Origin of the sequence: Olsenella profusa, from assembly GCF_016900315.1 — a bacterium.
Lineage (GTDB): Bacteria > Actinomycetota > Coriobacteriia > Coriobacteriales > Atopobiaceae > Thermophilibacter > Thermophilibacter profusus_A.
This window is the reverse complement of record NZ_JACSNQ010000002.1, coordinates 143590-161276: the sequence shown is the minus strand read 5'-3', so window position 1 is coordinate 161276 and position 17687 is coordinate 143590. Positions and strand designations below refer to the sequence as shown.

Annotated in this window: 15 protein-coding genes; 10 read left to right on the top strand and 5 right to left on the bottom strand. The window is 69.2% G+C overall.

The features are described from left to right. The first annotated feature begins 119 nt into the window (after positions 1 to 119). Positions 120 to 2753 (top strand): DEAD/DEAH box helicase, encoded by a 2634-nt coding sequence (locus tag H9X80_RS01905; RefSeq protein ID WP_204792667.1) that lies wholly within the window; start codon positions 120 to 122, stop codon positions 2751 to 2753. A 69-nt stretch (positions 2754 to 2822) separates the two neighbouring features. On the opposite strand, the gene pyrE is transcribed toward H9X80_RS01905, so the two are convergent. Then, complete coding sequence (gene pyrE / locus H9X80_RS01900) at positions 2823 to 3485, bottom strand: orotate phosphoribosyltransferase (RefSeq protein WP_204792666.1); 663 nt, start codon at positions 3483 to 3485, stop codon at positions 2823 to 2825. A 116-nt stretch (positions 3486 to 3601) separates the two neighbouring features. Here pyrE and asnS point away from each other — a divergent pair, with 116 nt between their 5' ends. The 5 genes from asnS (at position 3602) to manA (ending at position 8968) form a co-directional block, all read left to right on the top strand. After that, on the top strand, positions 3602 to 5005 hold the full coding sequence (gene asnS, locus H9X80_RS01895; RefSeq protein ID WP_204792665.1) for an asparagine--tRNA ligase: 1404 nt from the start codon (positions 3602 to 3604) through the stop codon (positions 5003 to 5005). A gap of 195 nt (positions 5006 to 5200) precedes the next feature. Further along, positions 5201 to 6277 (top strand): CapA family protein, encoded by a 1077-nt coding sequence (locus tag H9X80_RS01890; protein ID WP_204792664.1) that lies wholly within the window; start codon positions 5201 to 5203, stop codon positions 6275 to 6277. A 111-nt stretch (positions 6278 to 6388) separates the two neighbouring features. Beyond that, a complete protein-coding gene (locus H9X80_RS01885; RefSeq protein ID WP_204792663.1) occupies positions 6389 to 6658 on the top strand; it encodes a hypothetical protein in 270 nt (89 codons plus the stop codon). 187 nt (positions 6659 to 6845) lie between these two features. Beyond that, on the top strand, positions 6846 to 7808 hold the full coding sequence (locus H9X80_RS01880) for a hypothetical protein (protein ID WP_204792662.1): 963 nt from the start codon (positions 6846 to 6848) through the stop codon (positions 7806 to 7808). A 191-nt stretch (positions 7809 to 7999) separates the two neighbouring features. After that, on the top strand, positions 8000 to 8968 hold the full coding sequence (gene manA, locus H9X80_RS01875) for a mannose-6-phosphate isomerase, class I (RefSeq protein WP_204792661.1): 969 nt from the start codon (positions 8000 to 8002) through the stop codon (positions 8966 to 8968). A gap of 147 nt (positions 8969 to 9115) precedes the next feature. Here manA and mscL read toward each other — a convergent pair whose 3' ends face one another. The 3 genes from mscL to H9X80_RS01860 all read right to left on the bottom strand — a co-directional run bounded on the left by mscL (position 9116) and on the right by H9X80_RS01860 (position 11829). Then, a complete protein-coding gene (gene mscL, locus H9X80_RS01870; RefSeq protein WP_204792660.1) occupies positions 9116 to 9601 on the bottom strand; it encodes a large conductance mechanosensitive channel protein MscL in 486 nt (161 codons plus the stop codon). 137 nt (positions 9602 to 9738) lie between these two features. Continuing rightward, positions 9739 to 10212, bottom strand: a complete 474-nt coding sequence (gene dtd / locus H9X80_RS01865) for a D-aminoacyl-tRNA deacylase (protein ID WP_204792659.1) — start codon at positions 10210 to 10212, stop codon at positions 9739 to 9741. Positions 10213 to 10284: 72 nt separating this feature from the next. Next, a complete protein-coding gene (locus H9X80_RS01860) occupies positions 10285 to 11829 on the bottom strand; it encodes a carboxypeptidase M32 (RefSeq protein WP_204792658.1) in 1545 nt (514 codons plus the stop codon). Positions 11830 to 12030: 201 nt separating this feature from the next. Between H9X80_RS01860 and H9X80_RS01855 the strand changes: the two genes are divergently transcribed. Both H9X80_RS01855 and H9X80_RS01850 read left to right on the top strand, forming a co-directional pair. Beyond that, positions 12031 to 12984 (top strand): ROK family protein, encoded by a 954-nt coding sequence (locus H9X80_RS01855; protein ID WP_204792657.1) that lies wholly within the window; start codon positions 12031 to 12033, stop codon positions 12982 to 12984. Between the two features lie 200 nt (positions 12985 to 13184). Then, positions 13185 to 13643 (top strand): PTS sugar transporter subunit IIA, encoded by a 459-nt coding sequence (locus H9X80_RS01850; protein WP_204792656.1) that lies wholly within the window; start codon positions 13185 to 13187, stop codon positions 13641 to 13643. 728 nt (positions 13644 to 14371) lie between these two features. Here the strand turns inward: H9X80_RS01850 and H9X80_RS01845 are convergent. Continuing rightward, the gene (locus H9X80_RS01845) at positions 14372 to 15223 is read right to left on the bottom strand and encodes a class II fructose-bisphosphate aldolase (RefSeq protein ID WP_204792655.1); all 852 of its coding nucleotides are present in this window, start codon (positions 15221 to 15223) and stop codon (positions 14372 to 14374) included. Positions 15224 to 15848: 625 nt separating this feature from the next. Here H9X80_RS01845 and H9X80_RS01840 point away from each other — a divergent pair. Both H9X80_RS01840 and H9X80_RS01835 read left to right on the top strand, forming a co-directional pair. After that, the gene (locus H9X80_RS01840; RefSeq protein WP_204792654.1) at positions 15849 to 16619 is read left to right on the top strand and encodes a DeoR/GlpR family DNA-binding transcription regulator; all 771 of its coding nucleotides are present in this window, start codon (positions 15849 to 15851) and stop codon (positions 16617 to 16619) included. A gap of 31 nt (positions 16620 to 16650) precedes the next feature. Next, on the top strand, positions 16651 to 17469 hold the full coding sequence (locus H9X80_RS01835) for an HAD family hydrolase (protein ID WP_204792653.1): 819 nt from the start codon (positions 16651 to 16653) through the stop codon (positions 17467 to 17469). The last annotated feature ends 218 nt before the right edge of the window (positions 17470 to 17687 follow it).

Here is a 17687-nt window from a genome sequence, read left to right as displayed (position 1 = left end):
CCGGTCGCGCGCCGCGGTGAGTCTGGCGCAACCGGGCGGTTTTTCGACACGTTCTGCGCGAGGTGCCGTTTGTGCCGGGCGCGGTAGAATGAGGGGCCGACAGACCCAAGGAGAGCCGCATGACACACACGAGCGCCCCGCGCGCCGAGAAGAACGACGAGGTCCGACCCGCGCCGGAGGAGGCGCAGGTCGTCGACGAGGGGCCCAACGCGCCCGGCTCGCTGGGGCGGCTCATCCCCTGGCCCGACGACGAGACCTACCCCAACATAGGCGCCGAGGCCGCGCTCGACCTCTTCCTCGGCTGGGTGGAGTCGCGCGGGATCGAGCTCTGGCCGCACCAGGAGGAGGCGCTGCTGTCCCTGGCCGCCGGCGACCACCTGATCCTGGGCACGCCCACGGGCTCGGGCAAGTCGATGGTGGCCCTGGGCATGTGCTTCATGAGCGTGTGCTGCGACCGCCGCGCCTACTACACCGCCCCCATCAAGGCCCTGGTCAGCGAGAAGTTCTTTGACCTCGTGGAGCTCTTCGGCCGGGAGAACGTGGGCATGATCACGGGCGACGCGGCGATAAACGCGGGCGCGCCGATCATCTGCTGCACGGCGGAGATCCTCGCCAACCAGGCCCTGCGCGAGGGCGACGCCTGCGACGTGGGCTGCGTGGCGATGGACGAGTTCCACTTCTACGCGGACCCGGACCGCGGCTGGGCCTGGCAGGTTCCGCTGCTCACGCTGCCGCACGTGCAGTTCCTGCTGATGAGCGCCACGCTCGGCGACACCTCCGCCATCGCCGCGGCGCTCTCCGAGCACACGGGCGGGCGCACGGTGGACACGATCGCCGACGCCCCGCGGCCGGTGCCGCTCTCCTATGAGTTCGTGGACACGGCGCTGGAGGGGACGGTGGAGCTGGCGCTGCGCGCGGGCGAGGCGCCGCTCTACGTGGTGCACTTCTCGCAGGACGCGGCCCTGGCAAGCGCGCAGAGCCTCGCGAGCTACGGCGTCTCCACCAAGGAGCAGCGCGAGGCCATCAAGGAGGCCATCCGCGGCACGCGCTTCACCACCACCTTCGGCAAGACGCTGCAGCGCCTGCTGGGCTGCGGCGTGGGCGTGCACCACGCGGGCATGCTGCCGCGCTACCGGCTGCTGGTGGAGAAGCTCGCGCAGCAGGGGCTCCTGCCGGTGATCTGCGGCACGGACACGCTGGGGGTGGGCATCAACGTGCCCATCCACACCGTGGTGCTCACGGCGCTCTCCAAGTTCGACGGCCGCCGGATGCGCCACCTCAACGCCCGCGAGTTCCACCAGATCGTGGGCCGCGCGGGGCGCGCCGGCTTCGACACGGAGGGCCACGTCATCGCCGAGGCCACCGAGTACGACATCGAGAACGCCCGCGCGCTCGCCAAGGCCGGCGGCGACCCCAAGAAGGCGCGCAAGATCAAGACGAAGAAGCCGCCCGAGGGCTTCGTGGGCTGGAACAAGCAGACCTTCGAGCGGCTCGTGGCGGCGGTGCCCGAGCCGCTGCGGCCGCGCATGAAGATCACGCACTCGATGGTGCTCGCGGAGGTGGAGCAGGGCGGTGACGCCTGGGCGCGCGTGCACCGGCTCATCGAGGACTCGGCCCAGCCGGCCGAGGAGAAGGCGGCGCTGGCCACGCGCGCGGAGGAGATCTTCGCCACGCTCATGGACGCGGGCGTGGTGACGCGCGAGGAGGGGCCGGACGGCGAGGCCACGTGGTCCACCACGGTGGACCTGCCGGACGACTTCGCGCTCGACCAGCCGCTCTCGCCGTTCCTGCTGGCGGCGCTCGAGCTTCTTGACCCGGCGTCCGAGACCTACGCGCTCGACGTCATCTCCATGGTGGAGGCCACGCTCGAGGACCCGTGGCAGATCCTGCGCGCCCAGCAGCGCGCCGCGCGCGACCGCGCGATGGCCGAGATGAAGGCCGACGGCGTGGAGTACGACGAGCGCATCGAGCGCCTGCAGGAGGTCACGTGGCCCAAGCCGCTCGAGGAGCTGCTGGACGCCGCCTTTGCCGAGTACTGCGAGAAGGTCCCGTGGGCACGCGACTTTTCGCTCTCGCCCAAGTCCGTCCTGCGCGACATGGTGGAGACCGCGAGCGACTTCAAGGAGTACGTGGGCCGCTACAACATCGCGCGCTCGGAGGGGCTGCTGCTGCGCTACCTCTCCGAGGCCTACCGCGCGCTCGACCGCACCGTGCCCGTGGGCAAGCGCGACGAGCGGCTGACCGACATCGTCTCCTGGCTGGGGCTCGTGGTGCGCACGGTGGACTCCTCGCTCGTGGACGAGTGGTCCGCGGCGGGCGAGGGCTCCTCGGAGGGCCTCGACGCCGCGCCTCCCGCCCCCGACGAGGTGGTGCGCGACCGCCGGGCGCTCACGCTGCTCGTGCGCAACGCGCTCTTCGCCCGCGTGCGGCTGGCCGCCTTCGACGACGTGGACGCGCTCGGCAGGCTGGATGCCGAGTGGGGCTGGCGCGCGCCGGTGTGGCGGCGCGCCCTGGACCGCTTCTACGAGGAGCACGAGGAGATCGTGCTGGATGGGGACGCCCGCAGCTCCGCCTACTACACGATCGACGAGTCAGACGAGAAGGGCGCGCACGTCTGGCACGTCCACCAGATCTTCCGCGACTCCGACGACGACCGCGACTTCGGCATCTGGGGCGACGTGGACCTCGATGCCACGCAGGACGAGGGCGCCGTGGTCTTCTCGAGCTACCGCGTGGGGTTCGTGGACGACTAGTGGGGGCGCCGGGCGTCGCCGGACGCGGCGCCGGGCGCGGGGTGCACCCGCACCCTCACGTTCTTCTCGCTACTTCACGCCGTACTGGTCGTAGTACGCGTCGATCGCCGCGCGCAGCTCGGGCGTGATGACGGTCCCGTCGAGCACCTCCACCACGTCGGCCATCGTGACGATGCTCGCCACGGGGAAGCCGTACCGCTCCTGGATCTCCTCCTGGGCGGTCACCTTGCCGCCCTTGCCGACCTCCATGCGGTTCAGCGAGACGATGAGCCCCTTGACCTCCACGTTGGCCGCGCCCGTCACCTTGGGGTAGGTCTCGTCGATGGACTTGCCCGAGGTGGTCACGTCCTCGATCATCACCACGCGGTCGCCGTCGGCCAGCGCCGCGCCCAGAAAGCCGCCCTTGTCCGCGCCGTGGTCCTTGGCCTCCTTGCGGTCCGAGCAGTAGCGAACCTCCTTGCCGTAGAGGTCGTGCAGGGCGATGGCGGTGACCACGGCCAGCGGGATGCCCTTGTACGCGGGCCCGAAGAGCACGTCGAAGTCCAGGCCGAAGTTGTCGTGGATGGCGTGGGCGTAGTACTCGCCGAGGCGCTTGAGCTGGCTTCCGGTGACGTAGGCGCCCGCGTTCATGAAGAACGGGGACTTGCGGCCGCTCTTGAGCGTGAAGTCGCCGAACTTGAGGACGTTGCTCTCCACCATGAAGTTGATGAACTCGCGCTTGTAGGCTTCCATGTGGCTCCTTCCGGGGGCGCTCCCTGTCGTGGCTTGCTGAGACAAGATTCTAGCGGGTCTGTTGCGGTAGAGTTAGACGGGCTAAATCAGGCGAGAAGAACCTCGGAGGGACACCCGTGGAACGCACGCACATCTCACAGCTCTTTGCCGACGCCGACCAGCTCGGCGGCACTACCGTGACCGTGGCAGGCTGGGTCCGCTCGGTCCGTGACATGAAGAACTTCGGCTTCGTCATGCTCAACGACGGCTCCTGCTTTAAGGACCTGCAGGTGGTCATGAAGCGCGACGAGCTCGCCAACTACGACGAGATCGCCGCCACGGGCGTGGGCTCGGCGCTCTCGGTCACGGGCACGCTCATGCTCACGCCGGAGCGCCCGCAGCCCTTTGAGCTGCAGGCGAGCTCCATCTGCGTGGAGGGCGCCTCCGCGCCGGACTACCCCATGCAGAAGAAGCGCCAGACCCGCGAGTTCCTGCGCACCCAGCAGCACCTCCGCAGCCGCACCAACCTCTTCCGCGCGGTCTTCCGCGTGCGCTCCGTGGCCGCCTACGCCATCCACAGCTTCTTCCAGGAGCGCGGCTTCGTCTACGTGAACACGCCGATCATCACCACCTCGGACGCCGAGGGCGCCGGCGAGATGTTCCGCGTGACCACGCTGGACATGGAGAACCCGCCGCGCACCGAGGACGGCCACGTGGACTGGTCCCAGGACTTCTTCGGCCGCCCGGCCAACCTCACCGTCTCAGGCCAGCTCCAGGCGGAGAACTTCGCGCTCTCCTTCGGCGACGTCTACACCTTTGGCCCCACCTTCCGCGCCGAGAACTCCAACACGCGCCGTCACGCGGCCGAGTTCTGGATGGTCGAGCCCGAGATGGCCTTCTGCGACCTCGAGGGTGACATGGACTGCGCCGAGGCCATGCTCAAGTACGTGATCAACTACGTGATGGAGCGCTGCCCGGACGAGATGGAGTTCTTCAACAAGTTCGTCGACAAGGGCCTCGTGGAGCGCCTCACGCACGTGGCCACCTCGGACTTTGCGCGCGTCAGCTACACCGACGCCATCAAGATCCTCCAGGAGGCCCAGGAGGGCGGCCACGTCTTCGAGTACCCGGTTGACTGGGGCTGCGACCTGCAGACCGAGCACGAGCGCTTCCTCACCGAGGAGCACTTCCGCCGCCCGACCTTCGTCACGGACTACCCCGCGGCGATTAAGGCCTTCTACATGCGCATGAACGATGACGGCAAGACCGTGGCGGCGGCGGACTGCCTGGTCCCGGGCATCGGCGAGATCGTGGGCGGCTCGCAGCGCGAGGAGCGCCTCGACGTGCTGGAGCGCCGCATCGCCGAGCTCGGCATGGAGGCGGACCAGTACAAGTACTACCTCGACCTGCGTCGCTACGGCGGCTGCAAGCACGCGGGCTTCGGCCTGGGCTTCGAGCGCCTGGTGATGTACCTCACCGGCGTCGACAACATTCGTGACGTCATCCCGCACCCGCGCACCGTCGGCAACGCCGACTTCTAGCGCCCGGCGAGAAGGACCCGGGGCCGGCCGCGCGTCGGCCCCGGAGCTCAGAGGGGGGACGAGGTGCCACAGTTCACACGTCGCACGTTCTTGTCGGCGGGGCTCGCCGCCCTGTGCCTGACGCTCGCGGGGTGCGTGGGCGACGGTGCGGGGCCGGGCTCTGGCGCGGGAGTCACTCCGGGAGGGTTGCCCCTCGTGAGGGACCGCGACGCCGCTGAGGGGCCCGCTGACGTCACCGTCCTCATGGTGGGCGACGTCCTCGTGCACCCGAGCGTCTGGAAGAGCGGCGAGCGCGCGGACGGCACCCGCAGCTACGACCACCTCTTCGAGCACGTGGCCGATGACGTGGCCGCCGCCGACATCGCGATGCTCGACCAGGAGACGCTGCTCGGCGGTGACGCGCTGGGGCTCTCCGGCTACCCCGTCTTCAACGGGCCCCAGGAGATCGGCGACGCCGAGGCCGCCGCGGGCTTTGACGTGGCGCTCCATGCGAACAACCACGTGCTCGACAAGGGCATGGAGGGCATCGAGGCGGAGCTCGCCTTCTGGCGCGGGAGGCACCCCGAGATGGTGGTGACGGGCATGGCGGACAGCGAGGAGGTCGCGGCGGAGGTGCCCGTGCTCGAGCGCGCGGGGCATCGCGTCGCGATCCTCAACTATGCGACCAACACCAACGGCATTCCACTACCGCAGCCGTGGTCGGTGCGGATGATCGGCGAGGAGCAGGCGGCCTCGGACGTGGCCGCGGCGCGTGCGGCGGGCGCGGAGGCGATCGTCGCCTGCCCCCACTGGGGGACCGAGTACGCCGCGGGCCCCGACGCCGAGCAGCTGCGCTGGGCGCAGGTGCTCGCGGACGCCGGAGCAGACGTCATCATCGGCAACCACCCGCACGTGATGCAGCCGTTCGAGGTGTTCCGTGCATCCGACGGGCGCGGCGTGCCGCTGCTGTGGTCCACGGGCAACTTCGTCTCCGGCCAGGACCGCAAGGAGTCCATGATCGGCAGCATCGCGCGGGCGACCCTGTCCTTCACGGCGGACGGGGCGCGGGTGAGCGAGTTCCGCGTCACGCCGCTCGTGACCAACAAGGCGGGGGAGACGGAGCTCACCACCTACAGGCTCGCAGACTACACCGAGGAGCTCGCGTTGGGCAACGGCATCCGCTCCAGCGCGGGCTGCGCCGACTTCACGCGCCAGTGGTGCGTGGACTTCTGTGCCGGGCGGCTGGGAGAAGCCTTCGACCCGGAGGCCTGCGAGCTCGTCTGGCGCGCGTAGGGCCCCGCGCGGCCCGTCGTGCGGGATTGGGCGGAGGCCGTCTGTCGTGCGCGCCCGCCCTCCACGGCGTTGCGCTACCATCAGGTATCCGACCGTCGAAAGGGAGGGGCCATGGGGTATCACTGCTCGGACTGCGTCTACGCGTCCTTCTCCGTCCATGAGGGGTCCGGCCTCTACCAGGGTGCCTGCAGCCGCGGCTACACGCTCACGAACCCGCACGTCGAGGGGAGCCCGGCCGACCACTTCGCGGAGAGCCCGGACCAGCTCGTGCCCACGGTCGACCCGTTCGGCGCCGAGTACCTGCGCACCTCGAACGTCTGTGAGCGCTTCCTGCGGCCCGCGGACGCCGCCAGGCTCGAGCATCACCGAAGCCGCGTGTAGCGGAGGCTGTCCTCGCCGCCGCGGGCGGCCCCTGGCGCTGCCCGTCAGTCGCGCCACGGCCCCACGTCCTTCTCGCCGTCTGCGCGGCAATATACCCCCCTCTGCCGAACGATACCTCCCCCTTACGCTTTTCAGCTGGTATTCGGCTATGCTGCAGCCATCTCGTACCAGGGAGAAGGGGGAGACGATGAGACTGAGAAAGACCTTTGTGGCGGTCGTCGTCGCGCTTGTGGCGGCGGTCTCGCTCGTGGCGTGCGGCGTGGCGCCCGCGGCGGGCCCGGACCTCACGCAGCTCAAGAACGACTTCGTGGGCAGCTGGGAGCTCAAGTCCGCCGAGTTCACCGACCAGAGCGTCACCGAGGAGGAATACGACGAGATCTCCGGGACGCTCGGCATGCACGTGACGATGGACCTTGACGACTCGGGCGACCTGTTGGTGGACGCCTTCGGCAGCCAGCAGACGGGTAGCTGGGAGATCAAGGACGAGACCACCCTCACCCTCACCCTGGACGGCGAGTCTGTTGACGTGCCCTATGCTGACGGCACTCTGACGCTGGCCTACGACGGCGAGACGATGGTCTTTGAGAAGGCGTCCGACACGCCCGACATGGACCGCGACCCCTCTGAGAACGCCGGCGGAGGCAGTGCCCTCGGTGAGCTCGAGAACCTTGACGACACGCTTGACGAGGAGCTCACCGGCGACGACGCCACCGGGACGGACGACTCCGGCCTGTCCGGCGTCGTGTCAGAGCTCTTCACCGACGAGATGTACCTCTGGGCCGACGGCTACGCGGCCGACGTCACCGTAACCGAGCCGCTTGACGTCACGATTGCCGACGACGAGACGTCCCTCATCAGGGTCACGGGCGTGGGCTCGGACTTCGAGGGCGACACCGGCTACCTCATGACCATCGAGAACCGCTCGTCCGAGGACCTCGTGTTCACCAACGTCTCGACCACCCTCGACGGCGCCGACGTCTACATGGACGCCACGCTCGCTCGCCCCGTGCACGCCGGCGAGACGGTCAACGCGTTCTTCTTCTTCGACCAGGACGCGGCAACCGTCACGGCGTCCTCCTCGTGCGAGTTCACGGTTGCGGCCGTCGACCAGGCCGGCACGCCCGTCGCCTTCTACGACGCCAGCATCTAGCGTTTGTCACCCGTGCTCCAAACGGGCGCGGCGAGCAGCACCTTCGGGCGGAGAAGCGTCTATCATGAGGCACAACGTCACGGCTCCGTCGCGCGATCCCGCGGCGGGGCCCGGCGCTGCGCCTTACGTGTCGGTCGGCCGTGCGCCGGGCCGGCACGCGTCCTGACGAGCACGGCACGAATGGGGGAGCGATGCCCGACATCACGCGTGACCTGATCTTTCCCGAGCCCATCTTCCACGAGAAGATCTGGGGCGGCCGCAGGCTGGCCGACGACTTTGGCTACCAGATCCCGGACGGCCCGATCGGCGAGTGCTGGGCGATAAGCGCCCACCCCAACGGGGACTGCGTCGTTGCGGGCGGCGCCTGGGCGGGCAGGCACCTCTCCGAGCTCTGGGACGAGCACCGCGAGCTCTTCGGCGACGCCGAGGGCGACCGCTTCCCGCTGCTCGTCAAGATCATCGACGCCAAGGAGAACCTCTCCGTACAGGTCCACCCCGACGACGCCTACGCCGCCGAGCACGAGAACGGCAGCCTCGGCAAGCGCGAGTGCTGGTACGTGCTCGCCGCCGACCCCGACACCAAGATCGTGATCGGCCAGCGCGCGCACGACCGCGCCGAGCTGGCGTCCATGATTGAGGAGGGGCGCTGGGACGACCTGCTCAACCTCGTGCCCTGCCGTCCCGGCGACTTCTTCCGCATCGAGCCGGGCTGCGTACACGCCATCCAGGGCGGCACGATGGTCCTGGAGACCCAGCAGTCCTCCGACGTCACCTACCGCGTCTACGACTACGACCGCGTGGGCGACGACGGCAAGCCCCGCGAGCTGCACATCCAGCAGAGCCTCGACGTCGTCGACTACCAGATGGAGGCCCCGGCCTCCGGCGAGGTCACCGCTCCCGAGGTGGACGGCGTGACCGAGCTCATGGAGTGCCCCAACTTCGTGGTTGACCGCGTCCGCGTCTCCGGCGAGAAGAACGTGGCGCAGCCGTGGCCCTTCCTGTGCGTGAGCGTGATCGAGGGCTCGGGTACCGTCTGCGCTGAGACGGCCGACGTCACGCACGAGATCTCGCGCGGGACGCACTTTCTGGCGCCTGCCGGCTGCGGCGAGCTGCGCTTTGCCGGTGACATGACGCTCGTGACGTCGCGGCTTCCGGAGTAAGACGGAGCGGCGCCGGGCACGTGCCCGGCGCCGCTCCTGTCTGGGCTGGTGGTCGCCGGCCCGTGCGGTCGCCAGCCCCTGGTACTTCTCACCGGCGGGCGGGCCCCGTGGGTGCGGGTGGCTGCCCGTGCAGCTGCGGAGGGGTGGCTACGCCTCGATCTTCTCGCCGCAGTGCGGGCAGCGGGTGGCGCCGGGCTTGACCTCCTCGAGGCAGTAGGGGCAGTGCGGGGCCGCGGCCTCCTCTGCCGCCTCCTCGTCGGCCTCCTTCTTGGCGAGGGCGTCCATGCGCTCGCGCATCTTGTTGAGGGCCTTGACCAGGCAGAAGACCACGAAGGCGATGATCAGGAAGTTGATGATGGCGCCGATGAAGGTGCCGAGGTCGACGTATTCCGGCGCGGCCTCGGTGCCGGGCACCATCCACTTGAGGCCGGAGATGACGTCGTTTGCCTGGTCGGCCGCGCCACCGGTGGCGGCGCTCGTCACGGCGGTGACCCAGTGGATGCCCGGCGTGATGAGGTTGTTCACAAGGGAGTTGACGATGGCGGTGAACGCACCGCCGACGATGATGCCCACTGCCATGTCCATCACGTTGCCGCGGGCGATGAACTCCTTGAACTCGTCGACGATCTTCATGTGAGACCCTTTCGTCCTGGATGCACAGCGCTCCCAAGGCTATCAGGCGGCGCCCCCGTGGGCTGGGCGCGGCCCGCGCGTCTCAACCTCCCGGTGAGCCGCGCTCGTCGGGCAGACGCGCCCGTCGGGCCCGCGCCTCAGCGGGAGGCGCTGCCCCAGCCCAGCTCGTCGGTGTCAAGAAGGACCGTGAAGGGCCCGTCGTTCACCAGGCTCACGCGCATGTCCGCGCCAAAGACGCCGCGGCCCACGCGCCCAGGCCCCAGCTCCGCCTCCGCGAGCTCGCAGAACCGGTCGTAGAGCCGCTCGGCGAGCGCCGGCTCGGCCGCGCCGGTGAACGACGGCCGGTTGCCGCGGCGCGCGTCGGCGTAGAGCGTGAACTGGCTCACCACGAGTACGCTGCCGCCGGTGTCCATGAGCGAGCGGTTGGTCTTGCCGGCCTCGTCGGCGCAGATGCGCAGCGCGGCCACCTTGTGCCAGAGCCGCTCGGCGAGTGCCTCGTCGTCTTTCGGCGCCACGCCCAGAAGCACGAGGTAGCCGGCGCCGCAGCTGCCCACCACGGCGCCGTCCACCTCGACCTGGGCCTGCTCGACGCGCTGGATGAGAGCCCTCATGCCACCTCCCATGGTACGAGAGGACTGTCCCCTCGTCTCATTTTGAGCAAGGGGCCTGTCCCCTGACCTGTCTTACAGCCGGTAGAGCGCGGAGTACTTCTCCGTGAGGTAGTCGGTGTAGTACGTGGGCGAGAAGGGCTCGCCGCACGCGTCCTGGATGATCTGCCCGGAGTCCTTCGCACGGCCCCAATGCCAGACGTTGTCGCGCAGCCACGCGCGGATCGGCGCGAGGTCGCCCGCCGCGCAGGCGCCCTCGAAGTCCACGCCGGAGGCGACCATCGCGGCCTTGAGCTGCGCGCCGAAGGCCGAGCCGAGCGCGTAGGTGGGGAAGTAGCCGAACGAGCCGTCTGACCAGTGGGTGTCCTGCAGCGCGCCGTGCGTGTCGTCGGGGACCTCGACGCCCAGGTACGCACGGTACTTCTCGGCCCAGAGGCGCGGCACGTCGGCAGCCTTGGCCTCGCCGGAGAAGAGCAGCTGCTCGATCTCGTAGCGCACGAGGATGTGGAGCGGGTAGGTGAGCTCGTCGGCCTCGGTGCGCACCAGGCCGGGCTCGGCGCAGTTCTCGGCAAGGTAGAGCTGGTGGGGCGTCACGCGGCCGAGCTGGCCGGGGAAGTGGCGTGCCAGCACCTCGAGCAGCGGCGCCGTGAAGGCCTCCGAGCGGCCCACGAGGTTCTCGAAGAAGCGGCTCTGCGCCTCGTGCATGCCCATCGAGGTGCCGCCCGAAAGCGACGTCCCCGCATAGGCGGCGTCGACGTTCTGCTCGTAGAGGGCGTGGCCGCCCTCATGGAGGATGGAGAACACGTTTGAGAGCAAGTTGTCCGCGTAGGCGTGCCCGGTCACGATCACGAAGTCTCGGCTGATGCCGGCCGTGAACGGGTGCTCGGTGCGGCCGACCCACAGCGCGTCCTCGTCGATGCCCTCCAGCTTCACGAGGTCGCGCGCGAGCCGCCACTGGCGCTCCTCGTCAAAGGTGCCGTCCACCACGACGTGGCTCGGCTTGTGACGGCTTGCCATGCAGTCCGCTAGAAGCGGCACCACGCAGTCCTTGACCTGCGAGAAGAACCGGTTGTAGAAGGAGCGGTCGCACCCGTGCTCGAACTCGTCGAGCCAGACGTCGTAGGGATCGCGACTGGCGTCCTTGCAGGAGGCCATGTGACGCATGGCCGCGACGATGCGGTCCACGTAGGGCTCGAAGCTCGCCCAGTCGTTGGCGGCCTTGGCGCGCCGCCAGACGTCGTTTGCCTCCACGGTGAGGCGGCTGAAGGCGGCCTGCTCCTCGGCGGGCACGTCCACCAGCGAGGCGCGGTCGCGCCGCAGCACGCGCACCTGCGCCACGCGCTTCTCGCCCAGAAGCTCGGGCTGCTCCGCAAGGCGCTCCAGGACTGCGCCCGTCTCCGGCGCGCAGAGCGCCTCGACGTACATCTGCTGGAGCTGGGCCACGGCCTCGCCGCGCTGGGCGGTGGCGCGGGGCGGGTCGATCACGGGGCCGAGCGCGCCAACCTCCCCCATGGCGTAGTTCAGCGAGAAGAGCGTGCGCTCGAGGGCGTCGAGCGCCTCCATGTCCGCGCGGGGGTTGGAGAGCGCGGCGTTGATCTGGGCGGGGTTCGTTTCTGCCATGCGTGCCTCCCTGAGGTGTGAGTGTGCGGCGGTCCGGGCCGCCGTGCGAGTACCTGACAGTTTACCCCCGTCCCCCGCCCAGCGGCCGTCTGCGGCATTCTGCGCAAAGGACGTCCATGCCGCACGTCCCGCCGCGTATCATCAGACGGAAGACGTATGAGAGCTGGGCCTCAGCGGCCTGACGAGCAAGGGAGGAACCCCATGGACATGGTTCTTGGCATCGACGTCGGTGGCACGAGCATCAAGGTCGGCCTCTTCACCCCGGAGGGCGAGCTGCTCGAGGAGCGCAAGGTCCCCACGCCGGCGCTCGTGAACCCGACGGCCTACGAGGTGGTCACGGAGGCCATCACAAAGATGCTCGTCGCCCACGGCGCCACGTCGGAGGACGTCATCGCCTGCGGCCTGGACATTCCCGGCCCGGTGGCCGAGGACGGCACGGTCGGGTTCCTTGCCAACATCGAGCTCGACCCCGAGGGGCTCGTGGGCGCGCTGAACGCCGCGCTGCCCAACGCCACCATCGCCTTCGTCAACGACGCCAACGCCGCCGCCCTCGGCGAGATGTGGGCCGGCGTGGCCCAGGGCGTCTCCAGCTACGTGCTCATTGCGCTTGGCACCGGCGTGGGCGCGGGCGTGGTGGTCAACGGTCGGCTGGCGGCGGGCGCGTTCGGCTCCGGCGGCGAGATCGGCCACATGACCGTCAACTACGACGAGACGCTCGTCTGCGGCTGCGGCCGGCGCGGCTGCCTGGAGCAGTACGCCTCTGCCAAGGGCATCGTGCGCCTGTACCTGGAGGCCTGCGAGCGTCGCGGCGTCACGCCCGTGGAGGTCGAGCACGCCACCGACACCCTCTCCGTGTTCCGCGCGCTGGCCTCCGGCGACGAGTGCGCCAAGCTGGCCGTGGACGAGATGTGCGACTACCTGGCCCGCGTGATGGCGCAGGTCTCCTGCGTCGTCGACCCCGCGATGTACCTCATCGGCGGCGGCGTGGCGGGCGCCTTTGCCACCTTCGCCCCCGAGCTGCGCGAGCGCTTCCGCGCCTACGCGCTCAAGACCTGCCGTGACGTGCGCATCGAGGCCGCCGGGCTCGGCAACCAGGCTGCCATGTACGGCTGTGCCTACGAGGCGCTGAGGCTGCGCCAGGAGGCGGGCAACTAGGGCGTCGGGCAGAGGCTGGGCGGGTGGCGCGTCGGGCGTGGCTGCCTCTGGGGCGGCGACGCGTCGGTGCGTTACAAAATCAGGAAACCCTACCCGCTTTTGCCCTCCTTGTCCACCACCATTCCGTCAAACGGTGCTACTATTCCGTTGTTGTGCATGGGCGCGAAATACGGCGCAGGGTCGCCGGGTAAGGAGTCACGATGAGCGAGTTTGTTCCCGTCAGCAACGTTCTTCTCGACCAGTCCGCCTCTTCCGTGGACGAGGTTCTGCGCCTGCTGGCCAAGAAGGCCGTCGAGCTGGGCTTTGCTACCGATGCCGATGCCGTCTACGAGGCCTTCAAGGCTCGTGAGGCCGAGGGCACCACGGGCATGACGGGCGGCTTCGCCATCCCCCACGCCAAGAGCGACGCCATTTCCAAGGCCGGCATGATCGTGGTCAAGTTCACCGAGGGCATCGAGTGGGCCTCTATGGACGACACCCCGATTACCTGCGCCATTGCTATCCTGACCCCGGCCGCTGAGGCGGGCACCACCCACCTGCAGCTGCTCTCCAAGACCGCCGTCATGCTCATGAACGAGGGCTTCCGCTCCAACGTCCAGGGTGCGGCCAGCGCCGAGGAGATCGCCCGTCTCATCAACGAGGGGCTCGAGGAGGAGTAGCCTCGGCGCTTCTGCCTTCTTGGTTTTGACTGGCTGCGGGGCCCGGCGCGTGCCGTCGGGCCCCGTTTTTGTATGCGTGGCGCACGGGGTGCGACGTGCGAGGGTAGGGACGCCCCGTGGCCCTTGCTTGCGAATCGGGGGCTGTTGCAGCGCCGCACTAGCGCCGTGTCGCGCGTTGCTTAGAGATGGGCGGCCGTTGCAGCCTTCGGGCGCATGTCTGCTTACAAATTGAATCCTGTTACAGCCTGCGCATTTCCGCCCCGCCTCTCGAGGCGCCCCGGGGCGCAACAAGCTCGTTTTTCAAAGCGCAGAGGCCCCTTTTGCCTGCAACGATACGCGTTTCTAAAGCGCGAGGGCATGACGCCTCCGCATCAGCCCTCCTTTTCAAAGCACGAATTTGACGCGCGCTGCAACAGCCCAAAATCCCTAAGCGGGCACGCGCCCAAGAGCCGCAACACCCTCTGATTCCTAAGCGAAACCCGCTCCAGGCGCCGCAACAGCCCCAATCCCTAAGCAACCGTGAGCAGACGGTGCGGGCCCCAGTTCAAACGCGAACACACCCCAGACGCGCACGGGCCCGAAGGAGCGCAAGGAACTGCCGAGAAGAACGTCAAGCTCGGACGGCCCAGCGGGACGTACGTAAAGCGGCCCCGCGTGTTTGCACGCGGGGCCGCCCTCCGGTCGGTGCTGTCGGTGGAATCGCTCCAGCCGCAGGTTCTTCTCGCCTGCTAGGCCTTGTGGGAGGAGCCGAGGTTGTCCATGTGGCTGGCCACGATGGCGGTAATCTCCTCCATGCCCGGCTTGGCCGGCTTCTTGGGGTCGAAGGCCTCGGGGTTCTCGGCCATGTAGCCCATGAAGCCGCGCATGAAGGCCTGGCGGAGCTCGGTGGCGTAGTTCACCTTGCAGATGCCGTTGGCGATGGCCTCGGCGACCTGGTCGTCAGGCACGCCCGAGGTGCCGTGGAGCACCAGCGGGATGTCGAGGCGGCTGCGAATCTCCTTGAGGACGCCCTGCTCGATGTGTGGGGTGCCCTTGTAGACGCCGTGCGCGGTACCCACTCCCACGGCCAGGCTCGTGCAGCCGGTGCGCGCGACGAACTCCTCGGCCTCGTCCGGGTCGGTGTAGGGGTTCTCGCCCTCGACGGCCGGGCCGTCGTCCTCCTTGCCGCCGACCTTGCCGAGCTCGGCCTCCACGGGGATACCGAGCGGCGCGGCGACCTTGGTCACGGAGGCGGTCAGCGCGATGTTGTCCTCGAAGGGCACGTGGGAGCCGTCAATCATGACGGAGGTGTAGCCGGCGTGCATGGCCTGGACGCAGCGGTCGAAGCCGTCGCCGTGGTCGAGGTGGATGGCCACCGGCACGCTGGCGGCGTCCGCGGCGACCTTGCACATTGCGGCGAAGTAGTCGAGGTTGGCGTACTTCACGGTGCCGGGCGTGGTCTGCATGATGACGGGGGAGCGGCGCTCCTCGGCCGCCTTGATGACGGCCATGACGAACTCGAGGTTCTCGACGTTGAAGGCGCCGACGGCGTAGTGGCCCGCCTGGGCGTCGAGCAGCATCTCCTTGGTGGTGACGAGCATCCGGTCTCCCTTCGTTGCGGCGGGCGTCCCGCGGGTGCGCCCGGCCCTGGCCTCTGACACCGCCATTGTACGAGGTGCGGCTGGCGTTGAGCGGCGCGCGCCCGGCGACCGGCGCAGGGAAGCGAAAGCAAAGGCAGGCGGTCGGGTCGGGGCGTCGTGGGGCGGGGACTGGGCGCGGCGGCGCGGGAGGCGCTTAGGGATCGGGGGTTGTTGTGGTGCCTGGGGCGGGCTTCGCTTAGGGATAGAGGGTTGTTGCGGCGCGGCGCGGTGGCGCGGGTCGAGGTTCTTCTCGCCAACAGGGCGTTTGCCGGGGACGCGGGGTGGAGAGGGGAGATCTGTGTATCGGGGCCCGTAACAGTCCCGAATTTGTAAGCGTCGCGCGGACGAAGGCGCGCGTTCCGTCTGACTTGCCAAAAGGAAAGCAAAGAACATGTGATATTTTGTCTTAAAGAAAAGGAAAGGAAACACAATTCCGCCATATCTGCCGGCGAGAAAAACGGCCGGCGGCGAGAAGGGGCCGGCGGCAAGGGCACGCCGGCGAGGCACATCAACCGGCGAGAAGGACCGAAGCGACGGGCCAGCCGGCACGCCAGCCGGCGAGAAGGACCACGGAAACGGAGGCGCCATGCCGGACACGTCACCCGAGGAGCGGCGCGCGGCCATCCTCGCCATGCTCGACCGTGCTACGTCCGTGCAGGTCACGCAGCTCGCCGAGGCGTTCGGCGTCAGCCGCGTGACGGTGCGCGCGGACCTCGACGCCCTCGCGCGCGACGGCAAGCTGCGGCGCACCCACGGCGGCGCGATCTCGCTCTCCAAGACGCTCACCGTCTCCGTGCAGGACCGTCGCGTCAACGTGAACGTGGAGGCCAAGCGCTCCATCGCGCGGCTGGCGGCGCCCTTCGTGGAGGACGGCGACTCGGTGCTCGTGGACTCGGGCACCACGGCGCTCGAGCTCGTGCGCGCCATCTCGGGCCGGTCGGGCGTCACCGTGGTCACGGACGACTTCACGATCGCGGACTACGTTGACCGCTCCGCGCCCTCGCTCGACGTCATCATGCTCGGCGGCGGCCTGCGCAAGGGCCACCGCTACACGGCCGGGCCGCTCGCACTGCGCACGCTGGAGATGCTCCACCCCGACAAGGCGTTCGTGACGCCCACCTCCTACGTGCCCGGGCGCGGCCTCATGACCAACAACCAGGACATGGCCGAGCTCAAGCGCGCGTTTCTGTCCTGCGCGGGTCGGACCTTCGTGCTGATGGACCAGAGCAAGGTGGGCGCGCCGGGCCTGCTGTGGTTTGGCACGCTGTCCAGCGCGGAGGCCGTCGTCATGGACGCCGATCCCGGAGGCGTGGTGGCCGCCGACGCCGCCGAGCTGGGGTGTGACGTCATATACTGAGGAAAACCAAACCGTGGGACGGAGGGGCCGCATGGCCGTGAAGCTCATACTCTCAGACATCGACGCCACCATCCTGCCGACCGGCCAGCGCCAGGTCTCCGAGCGCACCCGGGAGGCCTTTCACGCGGCTTTGGCGGCGGGCCTTCACGTGGGCCCGGCGAGTGGCCGCGGCTACGCGTGGATTCCGGGCTTCTTCGGCGGGGACACGGCGTGCTGCTCCACGGCGCTCGCCACCAATGGCATGCAGGTCTACCTGGACGGCGAGAAGGTCCTCGAGAAGACCCTCGACGCGGGCGCGCTCGAGCGGGTGCGCCAGATCGCGGCGGAGACGCCGCACGCGGGCCTGCTGACGTTTCAGGAGGACGGCACGCCGCTTCTGGTCCAGGGCGCCCGCGAAGACCTGCGGCGCACCTTCTCAACCTACGCCGAGACGTGCGTGGAGGCGCCCGGCCTGCCGGACTTTCCGGTGGTCAAGGCCAACGTGTTCGACGGCGCGGGCCCTGCGGAGCACGCGGCGCTCGTGGCGCGCCTGAACGCGGAGGTCCCCGCCTTTGACGTGGACCTGGCGATGCCTACCTACTCCAACATCAACCCACACGGCTGGAACAAGGGCGCGGCGGTCACGTGGCTGCGCGAGCGCCTCGGCCTGGGCCGCGACGAGGTCGTGGTCTTTGGTGACGGCGACAACGACCTGCCGATGTTCGCGGTGGTGGACAACTCCGTCGCCGTGGCGGGCGCCACGCCCGAGGCCGCCGCCGCGGCCCGCTGGCACATCGGCGCCTGCGAGGACGATGCGGTCGCGGACGCGATCGAGGTGCTCGCGGCGGGCGGCTGGCCGTTCACGGAGTAGGTGGCCCCGGCGGGAGGTTCTTCTCGCCGAGCGGGGCGCGGGGACGTCGGTTCCGGTGCAGGTGCCGGAATCCCCGGGTTTGCGTGCTGCGCGGAAATCCGGGGGAGTGTGCGTTGAGAGTGCCGAATACGCCGCCTCTGTGCGTGGCGCCGCACACAGCCCCGCCGATTTCCGCGGCGATAACGCACGCCCCTGCCAAATCCCGCGCAGCGCACAAA